General features: G+C 43.0%; 26 protein-coding genes, 2 tRNA genes and 1 pseudogene. 13 read left to right on the top strand and 16 right to left on the bottom strand.

The window, feature by feature from the left end; translation table 11 throughout:
• The first annotated feature begins 190 nt into the window (after positions 1–190).
• From lipA to ACEWB7_RS07000, 3 genes are all read left to right on the top strand, one after another.
• Positions 191–1,204, top strand: a complete 1,014-nt coding sequence (gene lipA, locus ACEWB7_RS06990) for a lipoyl synthase (protein WP_004782741.1) — start codon at positions 191–193, stop codon at positions 1,202–1,204.
• Between the two features lie 350 nt (positions 1,205–1,554).
• Positions 1,555–4,059 (top strand): acyl-CoA dehydrogenase, encoded by a 2,505-nt coding sequence (locus ACEWB7_RS06995; protein ID WP_312318421.1) that lies wholly within the window; start codon positions 1,555–1,557, stop codon positions 4,057–4,059.
• Between the two features lie 167 nt (positions 4,060–4,226).
• Positions 4,227–4,619 (top strand): carboxymuconolactone decarboxylase family protein, encoded by a 393-nt coding sequence (locus ACEWB7_RS07000; RefSeq protein ID WP_071851887.1) that lies wholly within the window; start codon positions 4,227–4,229, stop codon positions 4,617–4,619.
• A 134-nt stretch (positions 4,620–4,753) separates the two neighbouring features.
• Here the strand turns inward: ACEWB7_RS07000 and ACEWB7_RS07005 are convergent, their stop codons facing one another.
• The 9 genes from ACEWB7_RS07005 to ACEWB7_RS07045 all read right to left on the bottom strand — a co-directional run bounded on the left by ACEWB7_RS07005 (position 4,754) and on the right by ACEWB7_RS07045 (position 12,763).
• Complete coding sequence (locus ACEWB7_RS07005) at positions 4,754–5,593, bottom strand: NAD(P)-dependent oxidoreductase (protein WP_034702872.1); 840 nt, start codon at positions 5,591–5,593, stop codon at positions 4,754–4,756.
• 51 nt (positions 5,594–5,644) lie between these two features.
• Positions 5,645–7,006 carry a pyrimidine utilization transport protein G gene (rutG, locus tag ACEWB7_RS07010; RefSeq protein WP_034702869.1) on the bottom strand — a complete coding sequence of 454 codons (1,362 nt, stop codon included), beginning with the start codon at positions 7,004–7,006 and terminating at the stop codon, positions 5,645–5,647.
• 33 nt (positions 7,007–7,039) lie between these two features.
• Complete coding sequence (gene rutF, locus ACEWB7_RS07015; RefSeq protein WP_373683632.1) at positions 7,040–7,555, bottom strand: NADH-dependent FMN reductase RutF; 516 nt, start codon at positions 7,553–7,555, stop codon at positions 7,040–7,042.
• A 145-nt stretch (positions 7,556–7,700) separates the two neighbouring features.
• Positions 7,701–8,081 (bottom strand): pyrimidine utilization protein C, encoded by a 381-nt coding sequence (gene rutC, locus ACEWB7_RS07020; protein WP_004646493.1) that lies wholly within the window; start codon positions 8,079–8,081, stop codon positions 7,701–7,703.
• Between the two features lie 33 nt (positions 8,082–8,114).
• Complete coding sequence (gene rutB, locus ACEWB7_RS07025; protein WP_312309456.1) at positions 8,115–8,876, bottom strand: pyrimidine utilization protein B; 762 nt, start codon at positions 8,874–8,876, stop codon at positions 8,115–8,117.
• Positions 8,873–9,979 (bottom strand): pyrimidine utilization protein A, encoded by a 1,107-nt coding sequence (gene rutA / locus ACEWB7_RS07030; RefSeq protein ID WP_034702863.1) that lies wholly within the window; start codon positions 9,977–9,979, stop codon positions 8,873–8,875. Before rutA ends, rutB begins: the two co-directional genes overlap by 4 nt.
• 337 nt (positions 9,980–10,316) lie before the next feature.
• Positions 10,317–11,108: a pyrimidine utilization protein D gene (rutD, locus tag ACEWB7_RS07035; RefSeq protein ID WP_034702860.1), complete on the bottom strand. Its 792-nt coding sequence runs from the start codon at positions 11,106–11,108 to the stop codon at positions 10,317–10,319.
• Positions 11,109–11,188: 80 nt separating this feature from the next.
• A complete protein-coding gene (locus ACEWB7_RS07040) occupies positions 11,189–11,446 on the bottom strand; it encodes a hypothetical protein (RefSeq protein ID WP_005234869.1) in 258 nt (85 codons plus the stop codon).
• 135 nt (positions 11,447–11,581) lie between these two features.
• Positions 11,582–12,763 (bottom strand): S1C family serine protease, encoded by a 1,182-nt coding sequence (locus tag ACEWB7_RS07045; RefSeq protein ID WP_004782756.1) that lies wholly within the window; start codon positions 12,761–12,763, stop codon positions 11,582–11,584.
• A 170-nt stretch (positions 12,764–12,933) separates the two neighbouring features.
• Here ACEWB7_RS07045 and ACEWB7_RS07050 point away from each other — a divergent pair, with 170 nt between their 5' ends.
• From ACEWB7_RS07050 to ACEWB7_RS07070, 5 genes are all read left to right on the top strand, one after another.
• Positions 12,934–13,692 carry a Nif3-like dinuclear metal center hexameric protein gene (locus tag ACEWB7_RS07050; protein WP_034702857.1) on the top strand — a complete coding sequence of 253 codons (759 nt, stop codon included), beginning with the start codon at positions 12,934–12,936 and terminating at the stop codon, positions 13,690–13,692.
• Between the two features lie 152 nt (positions 13,693–13,844).
• Positions 13,845–14,471, top strand: a complete 627-nt coding sequence (locus ACEWB7_RS07055; protein ID WP_005234867.1) for a superoxide dismutase — start codon at positions 13,845–13,847, stop codon at positions 14,469–14,471.
• A 147-nt stretch (positions 14,472–14,618) separates the two neighbouring features.
• Positions 14,619–14,694: transfer RNA gene (locus ACEWB7_RS07060), tRNA-Asn, on the top strand.
• A 6-nt stretch (positions 14,695–14,700) separates the two neighbouring features.
• A tRNA-Asn gene (locus tag ACEWB7_RS07065) sits at positions 14,701–14,776 on the top strand.
• A 63-nt stretch (positions 14,777–14,839) separates the two neighbouring features.
• Positions 14,840–15,283 carry a DUF2726 domain-containing protein gene (locus ACEWB7_RS07070; protein WP_034702854.1) on the top strand — a complete coding sequence of 148 codons (444 nt, stop codon included), beginning with the start codon at positions 14,840–14,842 and terminating at the stop codon, positions 15,281–15,283.
• Positions 15,284–15,288: 5 nt separating this feature from the next.
• On the opposite strand, the gene ACEWB7_RS07075 is transcribed toward ACEWB7_RS07070, so the two are convergent.
• The 6 genes from ACEWB7_RS07075 to glnA all read right to left on the bottom strand — a co-directional run bounded on the left by ACEWB7_RS07075 (position 15,289) and on the right by glnA (position 20,194).
• Positions 15,289–15,549 carry a hypothetical protein gene (locus tag ACEWB7_RS07075; RefSeq protein ID WP_034702851.1) on the bottom strand — a complete coding sequence of 87 codons (261 nt, stop codon included), beginning with the start codon at positions 15,547–15,549 and terminating at the stop codon, positions 15,289–15,291.
• Between the two features lie 111 nt (positions 15,550–15,660).
• On the bottom strand, positions 15,661–16,911 hold the full coding sequence (locus ACEWB7_RS07080; RefSeq protein ID WP_312308861.1) for an alpha/beta hydrolase family protein: 1,251 nt from the start codon (positions 16,909–16,911) through the stop codon (positions 15,661–15,663).
• Positions 16,912–17,017: 106 nt separating this feature from the next.
• Positions 17,018–17,896, bottom strand: coding sequence for a 4-hydroxybenzoate octaprenyltransferase (gene ubiA / locus ACEWB7_RS07085; protein WP_034702847.1), 879 nt, complete (start codon positions 17,894–17,896; stop codon positions 17,018–17,020).
• Positions 17,897–17,902: 6 nt separating this feature from the next.
• Entirely contained in the window at positions 17,903–18,424 is a 522-nt protein-coding gene (locus tag ACEWB7_RS07090) for a chorismate--pyruvate lyase family protein (RefSeq protein WP_034702843.1), read from the bottom strand.
• Complete coding sequence (locus ACEWB7_RS07095) at positions 18,417–18,692, bottom strand: hypothetical protein (protein WP_034702896.1); 276 nt, start codon at positions 18,690–18,692, stop codon at positions 18,417–18,419. The genes ACEWB7_RS07090 and ACEWB7_RS07095 overlap by 8 nt, the downstream gene beginning before the upstream one ends.
• A gap of 86 nt (positions 18,693–18,778) precedes the next feature.
• Entirely contained in the window at positions 18,779–20,194 is a 1,416-nt protein-coding gene (gene glnA / locus ACEWB7_RS07100) for a type I glutamate--ammonia ligase (protein WP_171064793.1), read from the bottom strand.
• 807 nt (positions 20,195–21,001) lie between these two features.
• Here glnA and ACEWB7_RS07105 point away from each other — a divergent pair.
• From ACEWB7_RS07105 to trpC, 3 genes are read left to right on the top strand one after another with little or no spacing between them, the layout of a single operon-like run.
• Entirely contained in the window at positions 21,002–21,586 is a 585-nt protein-coding gene (locus ACEWB7_RS07105) for an anthranilate synthase component II (protein ID WP_004782771.1), read from the top strand.
• Positions 21,587–21,603: 17 nt separating this feature from the next.
• The gene (gene trpD / locus ACEWB7_RS07110) at positions 21,604–22,650 is read left to right on the top strand and encodes an anthranilate phosphoribosyltransferase (RefSeq protein WP_034590018.1); all 1,047 of its coding nucleotides are present in this window, start codon (positions 21,604–21,606) and stop codon (positions 22,648–22,650) included.
• 20 nt (positions 22,651–22,670) lie between these two features.
• Positions 22,671–23,477, top strand: a complete 807-nt coding sequence (trpC, locus tag ACEWB7_RS07115; RefSeq protein ID WP_034701780.1) for an indole-3-glycerol phosphate synthase TrpC — start codon at positions 22,671–22,673, stop codon at positions 23,475–23,477.
• Between the two features lie 68 nt (positions 23,478–23,545).
• Here trpC and ACEWB7_RS07120 read toward each other — a convergent pair.
• Positions 23,546–23,986: pseudogene (locus ACEWB7_RS07120) on the bottom strand (GFA family protein).
• 252 nt (positions 23,987–24,238) lie between these two features.
• Between ACEWB7_RS07120 and ACEWB7_RS07125 the strand changes: the two are divergent.
• Positions 24,239–24,922 (top strand): Smr/MutS family protein, encoded by a 684-nt coding sequence (locus tag ACEWB7_RS07125; protein ID WP_034701915.1) that lies wholly within the window; start codon positions 24,239–24,241, stop codon positions 24,920–24,922.
• Between the two features lie 93 nt (positions 24,923–25,015).
• Positions 25,016–25,564: a GTP cyclohydrolase I FolE gene (gene folE, locus ACEWB7_RS07130; RefSeq protein WP_171064799.1), complete on the top strand. Its 549-nt coding sequence runs from the start codon at positions 25,016–25,018 to the stop codon at positions 25,562–25,564.
• The last annotated feature ends 35 nt before the right edge of the window (positions 25,565–25,599 follow it).

Here is a 25,599-nt window from a genome sequence, read left to right on the forward strand (position 1 = left end):
TGCTTTAATCTACGCTATATTATGACGTAATTGCTGCCAATTTGGTGTATTTAACTTACATATATTGTGTGATAAGAACATTTTTTAAATGAATAATCCTTTTTGCCCTATTTCACCCGAGTTTCGTTATAATTAAAAAAGTGTTAACTTTGATTTATCTCCCTCCTTCAAAACAGTGGAAAAGTTATATATGTCTGAAAACCGTAAACCTGAACAGGGTATCAAACTTCGCGGCGCAGAAAAGGTCGCCCGTATTCCTGTAAAAGTTGTTCCTACGGTTGAAACGCCACGTAAGCCGGACTGGATCCGCGTGAAAATGGCCGCTCCCGAGGAAGTTCAGCGTATTAAAACTACACTTCGTCAGCAAAAACTGCATACCGTATGTGAAGAAGCGGCCTGTCCGAACCTGCCTGAATGTTTTGGTGGGGGTACAGCAACCTTTATGATTATGGGTGATATTTGCACGCGTCGCTGTCCATTTTGCGATGTGGCACATGGTCGTCCAAATGCACTTGATCCAGACGAGCCGCGTCATATGGCAGAAACGATTGCCAACCTGGGTCTAAAATATGCAGTCATCACTTCAGTAGACCGTGATGACTTGCTAGATGGCGGTGCACAGCATTTTGTGGACTGTATTAAAGAAGCCCGTGCTTTGAGTCCAAAGACTTTGCTGGAAATTCTGGTACCGGATTTTCGTGGTCGTATGGACATTGCCCTGCGCATCATGACTGAATGTCCACCAGACGTGTTTAACCACAACATCGAAACTGTGCCACGTCTGTATAAAGCCATGCGTCCAGGTTCTGATTATCAGCACTCTTTAAATCTGTTGAAAATGTTTAAAGATTATTGCCCAGAAATTCCAACCAAATGTGGTTTGATGGTCGGTATCGGTGAAACTGAAGAAGAAGTTCTCGCTCTGTTAGATGACCTGAAAGCGCATGATGTGGATTATGTAACCATTGGCCAGTATCTACAGCCATCTAAACAGCATGCACCAATCGACCGTTTTGTAACGCCAGAAGAATTCGAACGTTATGCAGAACATGGCCGTAAGCTTGGCTTTAAGAATATCTGGTCAGCACCGATGGTACGTTCAAGTTACTTTGCGGATCGTCAATACTATGGCGAACCGGTTCCAGAAGTACGCCGTAAAGTTGATCCAGCGAAAAAAATCGCTGTACAGGCAATTGAAGCTTAAAATGAATTAGATCAAAGCCTTCTTAAGTAGAGGGCTTTTTTATGCCTAACTAATTTTATATTTGTTCACTTTTTAATTATTTTACCTACCCTCTCTTGGAGATTAAGTTATTACTTATCTTCACATTTCTTTGCGTGTTCTCACTTGAAGACTGCACATTTTTCAAACAATCTCAAAAGCAGATAAAACATTCAATATATCGTTGAAATATTTAATAACGATCGTTCTCACAACAACAATTGTGAATTTGCCAGTTGCTTAGGCGATGTAAAAAAATTGATCAAGTCTTAAGAAGACACCTTAGGGAGATCGGCAGCATCACAATTGTATGACCCTGGAGAAATATAACAATGCTATTTATTTTCGCCGTACTTCTTCTCATTGCCAGTTTATGGGCGATTTTCTTTTTTCAACTCTCCCGTACCACTGGTGCAATTACCCTGATTATCATGTCAGTAGTTTGTGCCTTTATCAGTCCTTGGTCACTGATTCTGGGTATTCCTCTGATCCTGATCAGTCTGGTCGTCATGATCGAACCTTTGCGTATGTCTTTCATTTCCAGGCCAGCCTATAAAGCTTTAGCGGATGCCATGCCGAGCATTAGCCCGACAGAACGTGAGGCTCTTGATTCCGGCACCAGCTGGTGGGAAAAAGAACTCTTTATGGGTGCGCCGAACTGGGAAACCTTTAATAGCTATCCCTATCCAAAACTTTCCGTTGAGGAACAGGCATTCTTGGATAACGAAGTCGAAACGCTGTGTGGCATGCTGGATGAATGGGAAATTCATGAGAAGAAAATGCTGCCTGAACATATCTGGCAATACATTAAAGATAATGGTTTCTTGGGGCTAATTATTCCCAAAGAATACGGCGGTCGTGCCTTTAGTTCATTTGCTCAAAGCCGAGTGATGAGCAAAATTTCTTCACGCTCTCTCACTGCTGCTGTAAGCTGTATGGTGCCTAACTCTCTCGGGCCAGGTGAGCTGTTGCTGCATTACGGTACTGATGAACAAAAAGATCGTTATTTACCTAGTCTGGCCAAAGGTGAAGAAATCCCATGTTTTGGTCTGACCAGTCCTGAAGCCGGTTCAGATGCCGGTGCAATTCCAGATACCGGCGTGGTCTGTTATGGGCAGTTTGAAGGTCAGGAAGTTCTCGGTTTGAGAATGAATTTTTCCAAACGCTGGATTACCTTAGCACCGATTTCCACTGTCGTCGGTCTGGCTTTTAAAATGTATGACCCTGATCATCTACTCGGTGATAAAACAGATTATGGGATTACTTGTGCCTTGCTACCAGCCAATCATGAAGGGGTAAAAGTCGGTCCACGACATAATCCTGGCTCCCCTTTTATGAATGGTACTGTTGAAGGTAAGGATGTATTTATTCCTTTAGACTGGATCATTGGTGGCGTGAAAAATGCCGGTAAAGGCTGGCGTATGCTGATGGAATGTCTGGCAGTTGGCCGTGGTATTTCCCTACCAGCTTTGTCTACCTCCAGTGCCGAAATGACTTACCTGAATGTCAGTGCATTCTCGCGAATCCGTCAGCAATTCAAGATTTCGGTGGGTAAATTTGAAGGCGTACAGGAAGCCAATAGCGAAATTGCCAGTGATGCTTATATGCTGGAAGCTTTCCGTTATTTAGTGACTTGTGGTCTGAACCAAGGTGGTAAACCAGCAGTCATGACGGCAATTGCCAAATACTACGCCACTGAGACCATGCGTAAAATTGTCAATCACGGTATGGATGTCGTGGGTGGCCGTGCTATTCAAATGGGGCCTCGTAACTTCCTGGCTCTCAACTATCAGGCTATTCCCGTATCGATTACAGTTGAAGGCGCCAATATTCTCAGCCGCTCATTAATGATCTTTGGTCAAGGTTCAATGCGTTGCCATCCTTATTTGTATAAAGAATTACAGCTCTTGCAAGCTGAAGACCCGAAAGCCGCACTGACCCCATTCGATACTATGTTGTTTAAACATCTGGGTTATACCTTTAACCGGACTGCCCGCTCTTTTGCCTATGCTTTTAGCGGGGGTTCAAGTGCTGCGTCACAAAGTGCAGTTGATTTTACCCGTCCCTATTACAAGATCATCAACCGACTCAGTGCCAACTTTGCCCTGACTGCAGATATGTGTTTAGGTCTATTGGCAGGTGATATTAAACGCAAGGAAATGCTTTCTGGCCGTCTGGCTGATATTCATGCCCATCTGTTCATTGCCACGGCAATCCTGAAATTCTTTGAACATAGCAAAAAAACTGAAGCTGAACGTCTACATGCACAATTGGCAATTGAGAAATCTTTATATACCGCTCAGGAAGCCTTTTATGACCTGTTTGCAAATTTCCCAGTGGGTATTGCTGCTGGCATGGTTAAGCTCATCTGTTTCCCATTTGGCCGACCTGTCGCGAAGCCATCTGACCGACTTAAACAGGAAGTCGCAAATGTCATGATGGAAGATAATGCTTTCCGGAAAGTACTGAAAAAGCATGTTTTCTATAGCACAGTAGAAGATGATGTGAATGGCCGCATGGAATCAACCTTCACCATGTTATTGGAGATTGAGCAGCTTTGGGATCGCTTTAAGAAAGCCGAAAACAAAGGTCAATTTAAAGGACTCAGTTTTGCTGATCATGTGGCTGATGCTCATGAACAAGGCTTTATTAATGAAGAAGAAGCCAATAAGTTACTGCACTATAATGCGCGTCGCTATGACAGCATGTTGACTGATGTCTTCGATCTGCATTTACAGGAAGTATTGGAACTTGAAAATCCTCATATTTCGAAAGCAGATGCAACAGGTACTGATACTTCAGTTCAAAGTGCACCTTCACATTCAACCAGTCCTTAGATAGATCTCTTATCTAAATCGGATCTTGCTTTCCAAAGTGAAGTTATTTCCTGATTTCACTTTGGATATCTCAAGTGGCTATTCAGCCACTTTTTTACGACTATTGCACGATGATATCTAAGATATAAAACGTTAAGCTAGACTCATAATAAAATTGAGGGTCAATGATGTCACAACAAGATTATGAAAATGGCTTGAAAGTCCGTACTGAAGTGATGGGTGAAAGCTTTGTAAAACGTGCTCAGGACAATACGGTGCCTTTTACGCAGCCTTTGCAGGACTGGATTAATGAACATGCCTGGGGCTCAACCTGGCAACGTGAAGGGATTTTACCACGTAAATACCGTTCTTTAATTACCATTGCTTTTCTTACCGCGCAAAAAAGCCCAACTGAATTGAAAGGCCATGTTCGTGGCGCTTTGAATAATGGTGCAACAGTTGAAGAAATTCAGGAAGTGCTACTGCATAGCCTGCCTTACTGCGGCGCTCCTGCAACACAAGAAGCATTCCGTGCAGCGCTCGAAGTGATTCAGGAATATCAGGCAAATCAACAGAATTAAAATTTACTTAGGCTATTGAGCTGCCTAATGAATAAATAAAGCCGGGAATTAAAATTCCCGGCTTTTTAAATTTTAAACTGATATATCTATAGCTATAACTTCTTTAACACTGTCTTTAATATTGTTTGAAAAGATTATCTTCTTAATTCAATTTGAGTCCGCTGTTCCAGTCCTTGCACCGCAGCAGAGAAATCCAGCTGACTGGCCTGAGGTTTGGCAATCTGCTGAAACTCTTGCTGAACCAAAGACATCACCGATAAATCCAGTTGCTGTTGCTGTACCAGCTCCAAAGCAATACCAATATCTTTCTGCAATAAATCCAGCGCAAAGGTCTTGTGAAACTCACGGCTCAGTACACGCTGTGCCATGATATTTTCCGACATGCTGCTTTTACCACTGGAATGATTAATACAGTTTAGTGCACTGCTTAAATCAACGCCCTGCCCTTTCAGCACAGTCAGCCCTTCAGCCAATGCCCATAAGTGAGTCGCCATTAAGGTATTATTCACGGCTTTCACCGCAAAACCAGAACCGCTTTCTCCCACATATTCAATCAAACCTGCAAAGGCATCAATGATCGGCTTGACTTGTTCAAAGGCTTGTTCATTGCCTCCGACCATCACAGTTAAAGTACCGCGTTCCGCTCCAATGGTTTGGCCAGAAACCGGTGCATCCAGATAAAAACTGCTTTGTTGCTCCAAGAGCTTCGCCAGTTTCTGTGCTGATTCCGGTACACCACTGGTACAGTCAATCCAGATTGCACCTTGTTTGGGTGGATGAGCTGCAATTAATGCTTCTACATCCTGGCTGGTCGGTAAACAGGAAAAGATAAAATCTGCCTGAACCGCCTGCTCAATACCAACTGCCTGCGTTACAAAAGTTTCGGCATGCGCTACAGCTTTCTGTTCAGTACGGTTCCAGACCCACACCTGATGTCCGAGTTTTGGCAAATGGGAGGCCATATGCCAGCCCATTGCCCCGAGTCCTAAAAATGCAATTGTATGACTCAAAAAATGCTCCTCATTTTAAACGACTGGCTTAGCCTCAACTTCGGTTACAGTTTCAGCTGGTTCAGATGCTGGTAATTCTTTATCTTCACCACGGTTCAGGAATAGATTCAATAGAATTGCGGCTAAGGTTGCGGTACCAATACCACCCAGATCAAAACCACCGATCTGCAAGCTATAGTTCCCTGTACCCATGATCAGACAGACTGCACCAATAATCAGCGTACTGTTCTTGGTGAAATCAACACGGTTATCTACCCAGATTTTCGCACCAGCCACAGTAATCAGACCAAATACGACAATCGATGCACCACCCAACAAGGCCACTGGAATGGTACTGATCACTGCGCCAAATTTAGGCGAAAGTCCGAGTAAAATTGCGAAGATACCAGCAAAGATAAATACAGTGGTTGCATAAACTCTGGTGACTGCCATTACACCGATATTTTCGGCATAAGTGGTCATCCCCGTACCACCGACAGAAGCGGACAATGAAGTACACACCCCATCAGCAAAGAAACCACGACCCATATATGGAGACAGGTTTTTACCGGTCATCGCAGAGACTGCCTTAAAGTGCCCTAGATTTTCTGCAACCAAGATAATTGCCACTGGTGCAATCATCAGCATGGCATTCACTTCAAAGACCGGACTCTGGAAATTCGGCAAACCAAACCATGCTGCTTCACTGACCTTGGTAAAATCAATCGCAGGTCCGAAGCCCATCACATTGGTGAAAAGGAAATAAATCAGGTAGGAAGATAATAAGCCCAATAACAATAATAGACGGCGTACCATTCCTCGGGTAAACACAGCAATCACACTGATACAGATAATCGTGATTAAAGCCATCCACGAATCAAACTGGTTCGCTGAAACACTCTTAATCGCCACGGGCGCCAGGTTCAAACCGATGATCATCACGATCACGCCTGTCACTACAGGTGGCATCAGTTTTTCAATCCAGTTGGTACCAGTTTTCATCACCAGTAGCCCAATCAAGGCATAGACAATACCGCAAGCAATCGTACCGCCAAGGGCTAATCCTATATTTGGATTGGCTCCAACCCCTGAATAACCCGTCACTGCGACGACCGCACCAATAAAGGCAAAGCTTGATCCCAGATAACTAGGCAATCGACCGCCCGTGATCAGGAAAAATAAAATGGTCCCAATCCCAGTAATGAAAATCGTGAGATTGGGATCAAACCCCATTAATAAGGGTGCCAGCACGGTTGCGCCAAACATGGCAAACACATGCTGCAACCCGAGAATAATACTTTTTCCAGCAGGCAGATATTCATCTGTTTGCACGGGTGTGGTATCGAGATTGCCTTGGTAAGGCTTAAATTTTGGAAACCACGTTTCTTTTTCTTGCATCGGCTTCCCCTCCTTGATTAGGATTGAATTGAATTAGCACATTTTGTGTGGCTCACAGTAAGAACGGTTGAAGTACATCAGCGCATTGCCTTGACTCTGGCACATCGCTTTCACCTCACAGAACAGCACGTCATGACTGCCTACGGATAAACATTGGACCACCTCGCAGTCAAAACTGACTAAGGCATCCTCAAGTACAGGTGACTGGGTCACCAAAGTTTTCCAGTTCCCCTGACTGAAACGCTCTGCCATTGGTGTTTTTCCACCAAACAGATTGGAAAGATGTTGTTGATGTGATGCCAGGGTATTCACACACAACACCTGATTCTTTTTAAAGGTTTCATAAACTGAAGCAGAACGGTTCAGACACACCAGCAACGTTGGTGGTGTATCCGTCACGCTACATACGGCTGAGGCAGTAAATCCTGCCTGTCCTGCCTCACCTTGCGTGGTAATGACATTGACTGCAGCCCCGAGATTGGACATGCCTTGACGGAAAATCTGCTGATCAACTTGGGTAAAGATGTCATCTGATGCGTTAGTCGCCAAAACCTTATTTAATGCGTTATTTTCTGCAACTGTTTCTGTGATGATTTTAGATAGTTTGGCATTCATGCTGTTCTCCCGCCCCCAAGTCAATATTCAGTTTCAGACCTGGGGCATCTAGTAATGAGATTGAATCAGGTGGATCGGCTTATACATGGGCAATCGAAGCAATTTCGACCAGCGCATCAGGTTTGACCAAACCTGTCTGTACGCAATACCGTGCCGGCTTATCTCCCGGGAAATACTCTGCATACACTGCATTAATCGCAGCATAATCTGCCCAGTCTTTGACAAAGACATGGTTAAAGGTCACGTCATCCATACTGCCGCCTGCTTCCTCAATCACACGCTTGATAGTTTCCAGAATATGACGGGTCTGTGCTGCGGCATCACCGACATGCACCACATTATTATTTTCATCAAAAGCTAATGTACCGGATACATACACGATATTGTCTGCCTTGGTTGCCGGTACATACGGTGCTAATGGTTTCGATGTTCCTGCTGGAATAATGATTTCTTTAGGCATACTATTTTTTCCTTAATTCTGTTCTTTAATTCTTTATGCGCTTACAGCTAATTTAGTTTCTTTTAGTGACTCACTTTCTTTTTGAAAAGTATCGACAAAATTTTTGGTATCTGATACCCAGCCAAAGAAAGTCTTGATGTTATACAGACTGGCTTCATGCGCTTCGACTGGACCGGCCTGATGGCAGGCATCAGCAAGTGCGACACCGAAATACTCCAGGAAGAAGCCATCACGTAGCGTCGATTCCACACACACGTTGGTGGCAATCCCGACAAAGACCAGATTATGGATACCTCGGACACGTAACATGCTATCCAGCGCAGTATTAAAGAAACCGCTATAACGTGGCTTTTCGATCACCAGGTCTTGTGGCAGTGGCTTTAACTCATCAATCAGCTCAAAATCCCAGCCACCTTTTGCTAACAATTGCCCCTGTAATTCAGGACGTTTACGCATGGTCTTTAAGGCATTGGATTTATGGAAATTTGGAGAGTCCTTACCACCCGCTTCCTTATATTCTGCATCCCAGCCATTTTTGAAATAAATCACCTGAATACCGGCTGCATGTGCGGCATCAACGGCCTTTTTAATATTTTCCACTACTGGCTTGGTCTTTGAGACATCAAAGCCCGCCAGATCCAAATAGCCGCCTTGCGAGGTATAAGCATTCTGCATATCAATCACAATCAAGGCTGTCTGTTCTGGTACAAGACAGATCGCTTCCGGTTCCGCTTTGAGCGTTTTCCCTGTGCCGAGTTTTTCCGTAAAACCGGCTGTTACGACTGATTTACTCATGCGCTTTTCTCCAGAACTGGTGCTGCATCTTCAATGACAATATGGTCACGGCATTTCATTAATGGCTGGATTTTTTGACCGAAATCTTCAACGCCTTGAATAAAATCATCAAAAGTCAGTAACACACCTTCAGTACCCTTGATCTCGCCAATTTCATCCAACATTCGTGCCACATTTTCATAAGAACCCACCAGCGTACCCATATTGATATTGACTGGAGATACGCTAGAAGCCATTTGACGGATATTGGTATCTGTCCCGGAAGTAGTATCTTTACCACCCTGATTCATCAGCCAGTTAATCGCTTCCATGTCGGCACCGTCGTTATAGTGCTGCCATTTGGCTTGCGCTTCTTCATCGGTTTCTGCAGCAATCACCATAAATAGCACATAAGTCTGTACATCACGGCCAGTCACATCTGTTTTTTCTTTGAGGCGGTCATTAATTTCTGCATAAGCTGTTGGAGTATTCAGGCCTTTACCAAACACGAAGTTATAGTCAGCATATTGTGCAGAAAACTCTAAACCTGCATCAGATTGACCTGCACAGATAATCTTCATGTCGGCTTGTGGACGTGGGCTGACACGGCAGTCTTCCATCTGGAAATGTTCGCCTTTAAAGTCTGATTTACCAGTCGCCCAAAGTTCACGAAGAATCTGTACATACTCAGACAGATATTCATAGCGTTTGCCAAAATAGTCATTACCTGGCCACATACCCATTTGGGTATATTCAGGTGGCTGCCAGCCAGTCACGACATTCAGACCAAAACGGCCATTTGAAATCGAATCAATGGTTGATGCCATACGCGCGACAATTGCAGGTGGCATTACCAGAGTTGCGGCAGTTGCGAAAATTTTAATTTTACTGGTCACAGCAGCAAGACCTGCCATCAGGGTAAACGTTTCCAGGTTATGTTCCCAAAATTCAGTCTTGCCACCAAAGCCACGTAGCTTGATCATGGAAAGTGCGAAATCGAAACCATAGTGCTCAGCACGCTTTACGATTTGTTTGTTTAACTCAAAAGTCGGCATGTACTGCGGTGCATTTTCAGAGAGTAACCAGCCATTATTTCCGATTGGACAGAAGACACCTATTTTCATTTTCACACCTCATTATTTTTAACACTTATTCAAAATTCTGATTCCACTTCGGGGAATTTTATTTACACGATAGACATTGCAAAGCGTGTGCCAACTATATTTATTTATTATTTATCAAACACTTAATATTTTATTTTTTGAATTTTTAGTAAAATAACTATTTTTACCTATGAGTCAATTTTGCACATACTGTTTCATTCAAGTGCACTCGTACCAATTTGTGCATTTGCAGTTCATGCATCAATTCGAAGTAAAAACCATGCTGATGCTACAAAAATGATTGATTAGAAAAAATAAAAAACCAGACACGAGGTCTGGCTTTTAAAAAATCTTCAAACTAAGTGGAAATCAGGAAGGAAAGGATCAGCTGATTCACCTGATCCGTTTCGGTCACGGTAGATGCATGTGCACCTGTATCAAGCAAACTGAGGTGACTATACGGCAGGCATTGTTGTAATTGTTGTGATCGCTGATAAGGCACCAGAAAATCATCTTGGTTAGCAAGCAAATGCACAGGAATATCCTTGAGTGCCTGACGATGTTCTGCGTTCAGTTTAAAAGCCTGCACGGCTTGTAGGCGTGCCAGAACATTTTGGATCGGTGGAAAGTCAAGGAGCTGCTTATTTTCTGCTTCGGTTAACTGATCAATATGGGTTGAAATCCACTGCGGCGGATAAAGAAATAAAGCCTGTGCTCTCACATATGCCTCTGCCCCGCTATTCACCAATAACGAAGTCCGTGCCTCGAAACATTTCTGCGTATGGGCATCCAGCTCTCCCCAGGCATTTAACATGGTCAGACTGAGCAGCTTAAACTTTCTTTCAGTTTGATAGGTCGCCAGTTGCATGCCGATATGTCCGCCCAATGCATGCCCGATAAAATGAAACTCTCGAATACCATCATTGATCAATAAATCCAGAATCTGGCAGGCCATATGGTCGATCGAATAAGGCATGGGCAAGAGTTCAGAATCTGAATGACAGCCTTCCTGATCATAAGTGACTACATGAAAATGCTGCTGTAAAACTCTAATTTGAGGATTCCAGAAACTGGCATGCCCGCCCAGTCCGGATGAAAGCACCACATAAGGTGCATCTGTCTGTGCTGCAAGATGAATAGATAAAGACATATCACTCTCATATTTTAACTATGAGATGAATACTGCAAGATATATGCCTGAACAGAAGTATTTTTGAACAATTGATAAAATTATAGCCAGTAGACATTAAAGCTATAATAAAATTCCTGCACTTCAAAGCGCACGTTATAACCGAGCTCAGTCAGCTCTGCTGAAAGGCCACGGATTTCTTCCAAGGGTAAATGTTTGGGAAATACCGTTAGCACAGCGGTATTGCCTAGTCGGGCATTGTCTTCAATCAGTTGAGCCAAACGTGGCTTGTACATTTCAATATTTAAATTAGCCACGTCCGATAAAATTTTGGCCTGATCTGCAGTCATAAAACTCATTGTTCTTTACTCTTTTTGATTTTTATTCAATGAAGTTAAATGATTTAATTCACATAAAATATTTTTGTTTTGTATCTATAGTAAATAAATCGTGCATAAAAAAATCCCTCACATGGAGGGATTTTTTAGAAAAAATTACTGACCTGGTAAAGGAATATATTGTGAAGAACTGCTTTGCGTTTTACGTTCACTAATCACCACATCCAGTGTCATGGTTTTTCCAGCGCGTTCTACTTCAATCTGAACAGTACTGTTTGGTGCCTGTAAAGCAACAAAATTAATCAGATGTGAGGCAGAAGTAATTACTTCATTATTCACTTTGATGATTTTATCACCACGCTGGATGCCAGCTTTTGCTGCAGGTCCATTTTCCAGCACTTCAGCGACCACTACACCTGATTCTTTAGGTTGCAGTACATCATTACGTTCAGTCGGCAATAGACTGATACCCAGCCAGCCACGAACGACACGGCCATCTTTCAGGATTGCATTCATCACCTGTTGACAGATTTTAGCTGGAATCGCGAAACCAATCCCTAGTGAGCCACCTGTTTGCGAGAAGATTGCTGTATTGACCCCGATCAGGTTACCGGCAACATCAATCAATGCACCCCCCGAGTTGCCCGGATTAATCGCAGCATCTGTCTGAATAAAATCTTCATAGGTATTGATGCCCAGATCAGAACGGCCTGTCGCAGAAATAATCCCCTGAGTCACGGTTTGACCGACACCGAACGGGTTACCAATAGCCAGAACCACATCACCGACTTCATTGCCACTGAGTTTGAATGGCAAAACTGGTAATTGTTCAAGTTCGATCTTGATTACAGCCAAATCCGTATCCGGGTCTGTACCCACGACCTTGGCTTCGGCACGGCGTCCATCATGCAAGGCCACTACAATTTGGTCTGCCTGTGCAATCACGTGGTTATTGGTCAGGATATAACCATCAGGACGTACAATAACACCTGAACCTAAACTGTTTTCATTTGGACTTTGACCAAACTGGTCTGGCAACTGATCACCGAAAAATTCACGGAAGACTGGATCTGTCAGTAAAGGATGCGCCTGCTGTTTTACTTTTTGTGTGGTAAAGATATTCACCACCGCAGGTGCTGCGACTTTCACGGCGGCACTATAGGAGACAACCCCTCCAGAACGCGAAGTATCAATCAACGGTTCTACTTTTTCAGCAGGCATTTTTACGCCATCCGGCGCAATCGGTGATTTAGGTTTCTGCAGCTGCTGCCACCCCAAAAAACCGATAATGACTAAAATCAGTAACACCCAAGGTAACCATGTAAAGGTGCGGCGCACTTTGCTATCCTCTAAAATATTTTAATTCGTTGATGACTAAGTAATTTGTATCCTATTGTAATGCCAAATACATAACTAAACACAAAAAAATCCACAGAGATTTGTGCTGCTTTAGTTACAATTGGACATATAAATAAGAATTGGCAAGTTCATCAACTGACAGGAATTTTATGGCGAATTTAAACGAGATTATCCGCTGGTGCGATCAGACTTTGGCATCTTCCGAATTTAAGGACTATGCACCGAATGGCTTACAGATCGAAGGCCGCGCTGAAGTCAATAAAATTTTATGTGCCGTTACTGCCTCCCAAACTGCGATCGAAGCTGCGATTGAACAAGGTGCTGATTTACTATTGGTTCACCATGGTTATTTCTGGAAAGGTGAAGCCTACCCGATTACCGGGATGCGTGGTAAACGAATTAAAAGCCTGATCCAAAATGATATTTCGCTTGTTGGTTATCACCTGCCTTTAGATAGCCATCCAACTCTGGGAAATAATATTGCGATTGCAGACCTGCTGGAACTGGAAAACCTGGAACAGCTTGATCCGAGTGAGCGCCGTCCAATTGGGAATATTGGTTATTTAAAACAGGCCATGACGCCAGAAGGATTCAAGGCCTATGTATCAGAAAGACTTGGCTATGATGTGTTGCATTTACCTGCCGGAAAAAGCCTGATTCAAAAAGTCGGTTTCTGTACTGGTGGTGCACAGGATTATATTCATAAAGCGGCGGCACAAGACTGTGAGGCTTATATTTCTGGCGAAGTCAGTGAACGTACTTTTTATGATGCTCAGGAACTGGATGTGCATTATTATGCCTGCGGCCACCACGCCACTGAAAAATATGGTGTACAACGTCTGGCTAAAGCTATTTCAGAACAATTTAATATTGAGTATAGTTATTTCGAATTAAACAATCCGATTTAATTTCGATTGGCAAGTAGATGAGTGGCTTTATCTTTAAATTTTCAGGCTTTATTCTGTATTGTTATTTATACACAGTCCCATTTTTGCCTAAGAATCTATTACAATAACGCCACTTATTGTCAAAACCCAGCAAAATGCAAGGAATTGAAAACATGACAACCATTACTTTACCACCATTACCATACGACTACGACGCTCTTGCTCCACACATCAGCAAAGAAACTTTAGAATACCACCACGACAAACACCACAATACTTATGTGGTTAACCTGAACAACCTGATCGCTGGTACTGAGCTTGAAGGCAAAACTCTAGAAGAAATCATCGAAGCAACTGCTGGTGATTCATCTAAAGCAGGTGTATTTAACAACGCTGCACAAGTATGGAACCACACATTCTACTGGAACTGCTTGACTAAAAACGGTGGCGGTAAAGCAACTGGCGCTTTGGCTGCAAAAATTGACGAAGCTTTCGGTTCTTACGAAAAATTCGCTGAAGAGTTCGCAACTGCTGCTGCAACTCAGTTCGGTTCAGGTTGGGCTTGGTTAGTTGCTGATGAAGTAAACGGTAACCTGTCTATCCTTAAAACTTCAAATGCTGACACTCCAATGGCACACGGTAAAATTGCTGTGTTGACAATCGATGTTTGGGAACACGCTTACTACATCGACTACCGTAACGCTCGTCCTAAATACATCTCTACTTTCCTAGAAAGCCTGGTGAACTGGGATTACGCAAACGCGAAATATGCTGGTCAACCTGCTGGTGTTGAGAAATAATTTTTTATTTCCAGCTTAAAAAATCACCCTTCATGGGTGATTTTTTTATTTTTAGGTCTAAGATGCATATTAAAAAAGCAAATGATTCATTTCTTTACAGGAATTGATTGACGGTCTTTGTTTTCCTGCCTAAAATGCGCATCAGATTCTCCAATAGCTCAGTCGGTAGAGCGACGGACTGTTAATCCGCAGGTCCCTGGTTCGAGCCCAGGTTGGAGAGCCAATCTATTCTCCCATAGCTCAGTCGGTAGAGCGACGGACTGTTAATCCGCAGGTCCCTGGTTCGAGCCCAGGTGGGAGAGCCAAGATTCTGAAAAAACCCACTCATTACGAAGTGGGTTTTTTTATTCTTTTCTCTTTTATGATCCGTGTTTGATTTGAGTCAGTTTATATTCTTTGTGATTGGCTGTCTGGCAAGCTTTGCCTTAATTTGCCTGCTCTTCCCTCATCTGTTTACCCGCCAGAAGAAATTCTATCCCAAGCGTGTCATTACAGCTTTCGAAAGCAAAATGTTTACTCGCCTGAAAGATGCTTTTCCGCATCATCATATTCTTGCACAGGTCGCATTTAGTGCTTTGATTACGCATGACAATATGAAAATGCGCAGCAAGTTCAACCGCAAAGTGACCGATTTTGTGGTGATGGACCGGGAATATAATGTGGTGGCGATTATAGAATTGGATGACCCTAGCCATATTGGCAAGGAACAGGAAGATGCGGAACGCGATGCGATGCTGATTGCTGCCGGCTACACAGTCATCCGCTACACTGAAATTCCAACGATCCGGCAGCTTCAAAGAGATTTGAGATAAATAGTTTAATGAGAGGAATTTGTTTCAGCTTCGGAAGCAGCTTGAGTTGCTTGAGTCTCCTGCTCTGCCTTTGATTTTTCAGCCGCTTCACGCGCTTCAATCCGGGCAATCATATCTGCCTGTTGCTGCTTATATTTTTCCTGATTTTTCGCATCGCTATTAACTGCCAGAAATGCCATCGTCACTAAAAAAATCGGCACACATAAAGCTAGGGTTCCAAAGATAAGCAGTTTTTTGATACTGCGGGGTTTGGTCTGTTCCGACATAACAAGCCTATACTGATAACCTATAATCCTGAGTCACTATAACAAACTTGAATGATTGCTCAAGGCCTAGTATCACAAGGAATAGAAAAGGAGCCGAAGCTCCTTTTAGGATTAAGGACTGACAGAAATACCTGAGGGCATATAGGTATTGATGAAGGTCAGCAGCTGGGTTCTGCTTTGTACAATGGCCTCGGTATGTGAAGCATTCTCTACCTCTACAAAATTCACTGTGGTTCCCATATCTTTCAAGCCCTGTTGTAAAGTATTTGTTACTGGATACGGAACAGCCATATCTGCAGTACCTTGAATGATCATCACAGGAACATTAATTTTTTCAGTTGCAGGCTGATTATTCTGAAGGAACTTTTCAACCGACGAATTATTCTGGAAGTTTTCTACTAATCCCGGATAGTCCACGACTGTTTTTTCCGGATTATTCACCAGATAATCATCAATATCTTGCATATATTCAGTAATCAGTGGCCCTAAACAAAGTCCATTTTCTCCAGTCGTGCCTTCTGCCTTTTCAGCCACAATCGCTGCACGGCTTGAAAATATATTGCGATAGTTAAAGCCTGGTTCATAAGCTTTAATCCCTACAGCCACATAAGCCGCATATGCCAATAATTCTGCATAGACCGCTTTCGCAGCATTATCTTGTCCAGCCTCAACCAAAGCACTAAGCGCTTGCGGTGCTACTTCACTGATAATATAGCCCAGACTTGAGGCCGGAGCTGCTGCAACTGCCGCCTTATAATTTGGATCTTCATCGGCAAACTGGGCTGTTGCAAGTGATGCGTGTCCTCCCTGGGATTGTCCCACTGAGACCCATGCACCATTAAATCGATTTCCTTGTTGTTCTTTAAAGGCTCTTACTGCATAGATAGCCGATTGTGCAGCACTCTTTAAATTTAAATAAGGATGAATCCCCCGAGTACCTAATCCTTCATAATCGGGTGCAACAATCACATATCCCTGTGCAAGCAAGCTGCTGGCCAGTCCTCTAAAATTATTATTCAGCTGGTTATTACTTGGTGCACAAGAATCACCGCTACCCACCGTGCCATGTTCCCAAACCACCACCCTCCATCCGTCTTGAGGTTGAGATGTATTTGGATAAAACACCATGGCTGTCGCTTCAGCCCGTTCACCATTTACGTTTGGCATATTATAGCGTATGACTTGAATATCCGATGCTTCAGGCAAGGTATCCTCATCATAAGATTGTTGACTTAAAAATACCCTTTCCTGGGGTCGGAACGAATCATTATCATCGTCATTACACGCAGTCATGAACAATGACATGGAACATACCACTGCCAGACAGGTTTTTTTGAAACCGTTTTTCACTACATTATTCATATTCTAATCCCTTATTGTTGTTTATGATTTTCATGAAGAATCTTGAATTAAGCATAAAAAAAAGCACCCTTATAGGATGCTTTTGTTATGAATCGACAAGGTGCAGTTACAGAAGCGCGGCAAAGATTCCAAGGAAAATCATCAGCCCCACCCAACGGTTATGACGGAAAGCCCAGAAACAGCGCTGCGGGTCCTTATCTCGAGTTTTTGACCATTGATAAATAAAATCAATTGCGACGGCTAGAAGCCCCATCAGGCCAAATGGAACAAGCAAATCCTCAATCCATAATGCCGTGCCAATCAAGACCAGACTTAGAACCTGTAAGGTACTAATGATCTGAATATCATGCTGACCAAATAAAATGGCTGTGGATTTTACCCCAATCTTCAAATCATATTCACGATCGGTAATTGCATATTGCGTATCATACGCCACGGTCCAGGCCAGATTGCCAAAATAGAGAAGCCAGCAGGTTAGGTCTGGTGTCTGCCCGACAGCGGTATAAGCCATCGGAATGGACCAGGAAAATGCAGCTCCCAAAAATACCTGCGGCAAATGGGTATAGCGTTTCATAAACGGATAAATGAACGCTAAAAACAAGGCTCCAAAGGACCAGTAAAAGGTTTCAATCGGCAGGAAAAATAACAGGCAGGCACTGGCTGCGACGAGCACCAGAAAGACCATCACTGCTTCTTTAGCACTAATAATACCGGTGGCTAAGGGACGGGTTTTGGTACGCTCGACATGCGCATCCACTTTACGGTCGGCAAAGTCATTAATGGCACAGCCCGCTGCGCGCATAAAAATTACACCTAGAATCATCAGCACTAGAATACTGAGATCAGGGATTCCTTTTGCTGCGACCCATAGCGCCCACATGGTCGGCCAGAAGACCAGCTCTGTGCCAATTGGCTTATCAAAACGACAAAGATAATAATAGGCGCTCAGACGTTCACGCCAGGTAATTGCTTGTGCAGTTGCCATATCAAGTTAAGCCTGTTGATTTTGTATAAAGTGTTCAAATGCCGGTAAAAATGTTTCTTGTACAATAAATTTACAACCATGCCAAGTATAGCAGCTCTGACGGGTCCAACCCTCTTCCAGATAAATCACACGTCGCTCACACTGTGGATTGGTCCGCTGGAATAATAGCCAGCCAATCGGCTTCGATCCAATGTGCTGAAAAATCCGCGCACGTTTTTGCAAGCTTAATATCGGAAATATACTTTTTGCTTTGACCCACGGCTGCTCTTCACAGCCATATAAATAGCTTTCCCGCACCCAGGACGTATGCTGATGTGGCATCTGCATCCAACGGGAATCTACAAATTCCAGACGCTGAAAATGTTCCTGCTGTGGTTCTACCCGAAACTGTCCACCGGCCAGATCTGTTAACTGCTGCGTCAATGATCCCGAGGCATACAGCCATTCTCGAAGCGCGGCGGGTATATGCGGTCCATGCAGATTTTTAAATTTTACACTCACAACGTTATCAACTTCACGATTAGGCATTATCTGTCTTGGCAATGACTTCATACTTTCCACTTGGCAGCTTTTTCAAAATCATGCCATCTGTGGTGAGATAAAAACTTTGTGGATAGTCATAGTTCAGAGCCAGCTCAGGATTACGTAATGCCACAAACTCGACCTGCTTATAACCCTCAGGTGTACGCGCTACTTCTACATAGGTCACTTCAGAAAAATTCAGTTTAAAGCCTTTGCTATGATCCTGAGGATCAGTCCAGGGAAAAAAGCCGGTATGTCTTTTACGTTGTGCCATAACTTCATATCTTTGATCAATAACAGCATCATACAAAAAAACCCGCACAAAGGCGGGTCTTTTTTACAGTGAAATTCAGATCAGAATTACAGGCTGTAGTACATGTCGAATTCAACTGGGTGAGTAGTCGTGTTCAGACGACGAACATCTTCAGTCTTAAGTTCGATGTAAGCATCAAGCATTTCTTTAGTAAACACGCCACCTTTAAGCAGGTAGTCATGATCTTCTTTAAGAGATTCAAGTGCCATTTCAAGGCTGTGTGCCACTGTAGGGATTTTCGCTTCTTCTTCAGGAGGAAGATCGTACAGGTTCTTGTCAGCAGCTTCACCTGGGTGAATCTTGTTTTGGATACCGTCGATACCCGCCATCAACAATGCAGCGAAACCTAGGTACGGGTTCATCATTGGATCAGGGAAACGTGCTTCAATACGTTTGCCTTTAGGGCTAGAAACGTAAGGAATACGGATAGAAGCTGAACGGTTACGCGCTGAGTAAGCAAGCATAATCGGTGCTTCGAAGTGCGGTACCAAACGTTTGTATGAGTTTGTAGATGGGTTAGTGATCGCATTCAATGAACGAGCATGCTTGATCACACCACCGATGAAGTACAATGCCATTTCTGAAAGGCCTGCATATTCATCACCAGCAAACAGGTTCTTGCCATCTTTAGAGATCGACATGTGAACGTGCATACCTGAACCGTTATCGCCTACCATTGGTTTAGGCATAAAGGTTGCAGTTTTAGCGTATTGGTGCGCAACGTTCCAAACAGCATATTTGAACTGTTGTACTTCGTCAGCTTTACGAACCATTGTGTTGAAGCTCACGCCAATTTCTAACTGGCAAGATGCAACTTCGTGATGATGTACTTCTACACGACCTGGGCCCATGATTTCTTCAATTTTTGCACACATGTCTGCACGCATATCTTGATGAGAATCAACAGGAGGAACTGGGAAATAACCACCTTTAACACGTGGACGGTGACCTGAGTTACCTGCTTCGTAATCTTTACCAGTAGACCAAGCAGCTTCTTCAGCGATCAATGTGTGGCGAGCGCCAGACATGTCGATGTCCCATTTCACTTCGTCAAATACGAAGAATTCTGGTTCTGGACCGAAGAATGCAGTATCACCGATACCTGTAGATTTCAGGTATTCTTCTGCACGGCGAGCAATCGAACGTGGGTCACGTTCATAACCTTGACCAGTTGATGGTTCGATAACGTCACAAGTCACAACAACAGTTGGCTCTGCAAAGAACGGGTCGATGAAACCTGTTTCTGCATCTGGACGTAAGATCATGTCCGATGCTTCGATGCCTTTCCAACCTGCGATTGAAGAACCGTCAAACATTTTGCCGTCTTCAAACGTATCTTCATCAATACTGTCTGCTGGATAAGTAACGTGCTGTTCTTTACCCTTGGTATCAGTAAAGCGAAAATCGACCCATTTCGCGCCACTTTCTTGTATGAGTTGAAGGACCTTGTTCGCCATGCTCATTTTGCTCCGATGTTTTTTGTTGCACTCGCAAAGTGCGTGTTAGAAGTTGGTATCTATTAAGCAATTAGCGTACCAACTTTTAAAAGTATATCTAAAATCTTGAAATCTTTATAAGAAAACATAGGAAGATAAAAATACCTTGTCGCTATTATACTGTGACTTAAACTAAATGCACTATATTCAAGCATTCTTCCTGAGATTTGTTGCAGGTATTTTTTTAGCGCACCTAAATAGTGCGACGTTTTCATATTAGGTAAGAATAGGAGCGCTTTTCAGTGTAGATTTGCGCTTTTATGCTAATTTAGTTTAAAAAATATTCAATTTCGTTTAATTCTGGTTAATTTTTATCAGTTACAAAGCGCAATATGTAGGTTTATGTACTTAAAAAGATCACTATTTTGAGTCACTTTTATTCAAATTGTCGATCTTATTATTTGATTTATCCCATGCATTATTATTCAAATGATGTTTTTTTCAGCATCATTATTTTAATCATTTAAAACTTATTTATTATTAATTTAAAAAAATAATAACTGCAATATTTATTTAAACTTACTTTTCATCAGTTAATTACTTATACACACATTTAAAATATTTAAAAGGCTGTGAGCTAATCACCAGGCTGAAAATTGAAAAATTATTGCGCCCGATGTGGCTATTTTTTGCTATGATGAGGCGTGCTTTATTTTCACACAATGAAATCAACGATTTAGTCGTGTATTCCCTAGACTTGCAACAAGTCCCAATAAAGCTCAATCTGGATCACTTTAGCACAGTTAAGTGCAATAATTTCAATAGGTTAAGCTCATGCTTCTAATGATCGACAACTATGACTCCTTTACTTATAACATCGTCCAGTATTTTGGCGAACTGAATCAAGAAGTAAAAGTAGTCCGCAATGATGCCGTGACATTGGAGGATATTGAGCGATGGCAACCCAAGTATCTGGTGATTGGTCCTGGTCCATGTTCGCCAAGTGAAGCAGGAATTTCGATTCCTGCCATTCAGCATTTTGGCGGCAAGATTCCCCTGCTCGGTGTTTGTTTGGGACATCAAAGTATTGGTCAGGCTTTTGGCGGCGATATTATTCGTGCCAAACGCGTCATGCATGGTCGTTTGTCTGACATGTATCACAGCGACAAAGGCATTTTTAGCAACTTGCCGAATCCTTTCTCTGCGACGCGTTACCACTCGCTGGTGATTGATCAGGCCACTTTACCTGAATGCCTGGAAGTGACCTGCTGGACCAATGAAGAAGATGGCTCTATGGAAGAAATCATGGGAATTAAACATAAGACACTACCGATTGAAGGTGTGCAGTTCCATCCGGAATCAATCCTGAGCCAGCATGGTCATCAAATCTTTAAAAACTTTCTTGAAATTTACGCATAATGGGCAAAACGCAAGTCATGAATATTCAACAAGCTTTAAGCAATATTACTAAAAACATTCACCTGACTCAGGAACAAATGGAAGACGTGATGCGCACCATTATGTCTGGCGAAGCAACCGATGCCCAGATCGGTGCTCTGCTCATGGGTCTACGCCTGAAAGGCGAAAGTATTGACGAGATTACTGCTGCAGCACGTGTCATGCGTGAACTAGCAACCAAAATTGATGTCAGTGATGTCCCTCATCTGGTGGATATCGTCGGTACAGGCGGTGATGGACAAAACCTGTTTAACGTATCTACCGCTTCAGCCTTTGTAATTGCAGCAGCTGGTGCAACGATTGCCAAACATGGTAACCGTGGTGTTTCTACCAAATCAGGTTCTTCAGATTTACTGGAACAGGCAGGTATTAATCTTGATTTGAATATGCAGCAAACCGAACGCTGTATCCGTGATATTGGTGTGGGCTTCCTGTTCGCACCGAATCATCATAAAGCCATGAAATATGCGATTGGTCCACGTAAAGAACTGGGTATTCGCAGTATTTTCAACCTGCTCGGCCCGCTTACGAATCCGGCCGGCGTAAAACGTTTGGTCATCGGGGTATTTTCCAATGAACTTTGCCGCCCAATTGCAGAAGTCATGAAACAGCTCGGTGCTGAACATGTCATGGTCGTACATTCACGTGATGGCTTAGATGAAATCAGTCTGGCTTCTTCGACGCATGTGGCTGAGCTGAAAAACGGTGAAATCACTGAATGGGAAATCATTCCTGAACAGGTCGACATTGAATCGCAAACCTTAACTGGCTTAATTATTGAAAGTTCAGCAGAAAGTCTGGCTCTGATTAAAGATGCCTTAGGCAAGAAGAAATCTGAGATCGGTCATAAGGCTGCCAATATGATTGCCCTAAATGCCGGTGCTGGTATTTATGTATCAGGCCTGACTTCAAGCTATAAGCAAGGTGTGGCATTGGCACACGATATTATTTATGGTGGCCAGGCACTGGAAAAAATGAGCGTGCTGTCTGAATTCACCAAAACCATCAAACAATATGAAGCTTAATACGGTCAGGAATTTGAATCATGGTTGATATTGCAAATACAATTTTGGGTAAAATTGTTGATCGTAAGAAAGAAGAGTTCGCTCTTCGTTTGAAGCAGAAAAGCTATAAGGATATAGAAGAGTTAGCTCAAGGCGCGACACCTGTACGTGGTTTTGCTCAATCTTTAATGTCTAAACGTCCGGGTGTAATCGCTGAAATTAAAAAGGCTTCTCCGTCCAAAGGCGTGATTCGTGAAAACTTCAATCCTGCAGAAATTGCGGCGCAATATCAGGATGCCGGCGCTGCCTGTTTATCTGTACTGACTGATGTGGATTTTTTTCAGGGTGCTGATGAAAATATTCAGATCGCCCGTTCGCACTGTGACTTGCCTGCGTTGCGTAAAGACTTCCTGATCGATCCTTATAGCGTGATTGAAGCGCGTGCACTACATGCAGACTGTATCTTGCTGATCGTGGCCTGTCTGTCTGATCAGCAGTTAGAGGAAATGTCTAAAACCGCATTTGAGCATAATCTGGATGTACTGGTTGAAGTGCATGATGAAGAAGAATTAGGACGTGCTTTAAAACTTTCTGATCGTTGTCTGCTGGGTGTGAACAACCGTAATTTAAAAACTTTTGATGTCGACCTGAATACATCACTACGTTTAAAAAGATTACTGGATCCTTCACGCCTGCTGGTCACTGAAAGCGGTATCGCAACCCCTGCTGATGTTGCGATGATGCAGGAACATGATATTCATGTTTTCCTGGTCGGTGAAAGTTTCATGAAACAGCCACGCCCAGATCATGCTTTCCGTGATTTATTCGGTGAGCCTGAATCGGTTTAAAATATTAAGTATAAAAAAAGCCCCATCTCAGCATGGGGCTTTTTTTTATTTCTATTAACCAAATTCATTTAATACTGAGTTGAATGATCAAAATAAGAGATTAATTTTTCAAATTCTGGCAGTTCAGAATAGGACTCATCCGCCTTGATTTCATCTGCCCAATCCACCTTCGAGTTCAGACAAAAACTCAGTCTGTGCTGAATTTTGGGTGCTTGATCCAGAAGCCCTAAAGGAATCCAGATCAATGCAATTGTACCTACCTGATTCGGTACAGGCGAGCCACAGTGTTGACAAAAATGAGAACGAAATCCGGTCTCTTTTTAATAGCAGGAAATTGAAGTCTGTTCTGAGGTCCATTCAAAATATTGCTGATGAACTAAAGTTGCTGCATTTGCGGCCGTACCACTCTGTTTACGACATAAACTGCAGTGACAATGATACATGGCCTGAATATTCGTATTTACTTTGAACTGGACATCGCCACACAAACAACTGCCTGAATAACTCATTTTTTTATTTTCCAGGTTTGATTGATTTATATTTAAAGAGAGATGTTCCATCGAGGCAACTGTTAAGATGATAAAAGGAGAATATTCATGAATTATTTTCTATTTAAAGTTCATCAAGCTATACAATCTTAGAAAACTATTGAGAAATTAATGCTGGGTTTGGGATATGTTGTATTTAGTGCAATTCATTTCTCCTTTCAGTCATTTAAGACTATAATTTACCAAATTCAGTATCTCCCCCGTTTCCAGATTATGAGCAAACACGATTCTTCGCTTTCTAAAGATCAGTACAATTTACTCAAAGATCTTAAAAAGCAAATTAGTCATCCTCAGCCTAAGGCTGAACCTGTTGCCCCTGTCGTGAAAACAGCGGAGCAGGAACAGGAGGAAGACCTCGATCTATTTCGCAAGCAGATGCAAGGCGTACAAAAAATTGATGCCGGCAATATTGCGAAAATAGAAAAATCTCCCAAGAAAAAAGTCGATGCGCAAACTTTGGCCAAGCGTGCTGCTGCCGAAGGCCCCATGCATACCGATGAAACCGTCCTGTCTGATACTCAAGCCATGCTCAATCCGGTTGGCAGTCAAGCGAGCTTAAGCTACCGCATTGCGACCTTGCAGCATAAGGTTTTTGAAGATTTAAAAGCAGGCAATCTGCGCTGGTTCGAAGCTGTCGACCTGCATGGTTGTACGGTCGAACAGGCACGTCAGGCTGTGCTTCAGATTATCCAGATCGCTAAAGATGAAAACCAGAACGTGATCAAGATCGTACATGGCAAAGGGCCAGAAGCAATCTTAAAAACTTATGTCAACGGCTGGCTACGTCAGCACCGTGATGTTCTGGCCTTTGTCAGTGCGCCTGAAAAACAGGGTGGCACTGGTGCAGTTTTAGTTTTGCTAAAACGTGCAGAAAAAAATCCAAAGTTTAAACAGTAAGCGGATTTACCCCCAAAATAAGGCATTGTAAAAGATTTCTGCTACAATGCCGTCCTTGTTCATTCTCAGTTTAAGTGAATACGTCATATGACTATGCAGCAATCTTACGCAAACATTCTTACTGCCGTTGGTGAAGATCTCAATCGCCCTGGTCTCAAAGATACGCCCGTGCGTGCTGCGAAAGCGTTTTCGTATTTAACCTCAGGTTATAGCCAGACTCTGGAAGAAGTGACCAATAGTGCGGTTTTTCCATCAGATAACCGTGAAATGGTTTTAGTGAAAAATATCGAATTTTATTCACTCTGCGAACACCATTTATTGCCATTTTATGGCCGTGTACATATTGCCTATTTACCTGAAGGCAAGGTATTGGGGCTGTCTAAATTTGCCCGAATTACTGAAATGTTTGCCCGTCGTTTGCAGATTCAGGAAAATCTGACCCAGCAAATCGCAGAAGCGGTTGCTGAAGTCACCAATGCACGTGGTGTGGCTGTGATGATTGATTCAGCACATATGTGTATGATGATGCGTGGTGTTGGCAAACAGGAATCGACGACGCGTACGGTGTCATTTATCGGTGACTTTAAAACCGATAAAGAAGTCCGCCGTGAGTTTTTAGGCGCTGTACCAGAAAGTTATTAATATAGATTCATACATGAAAGCCTCAATTGATATTG

Origin of the sequence: Acinetobacter sp. NIOH-H-8 (assembly GCF_046635365.1) — a bacterium.
Taxonomy (GTDB): Bacteria; Pseudomonadota; Gammaproteobacteria; order Pseudomonadales; family Moraxellaceae; genus Acinetobacter.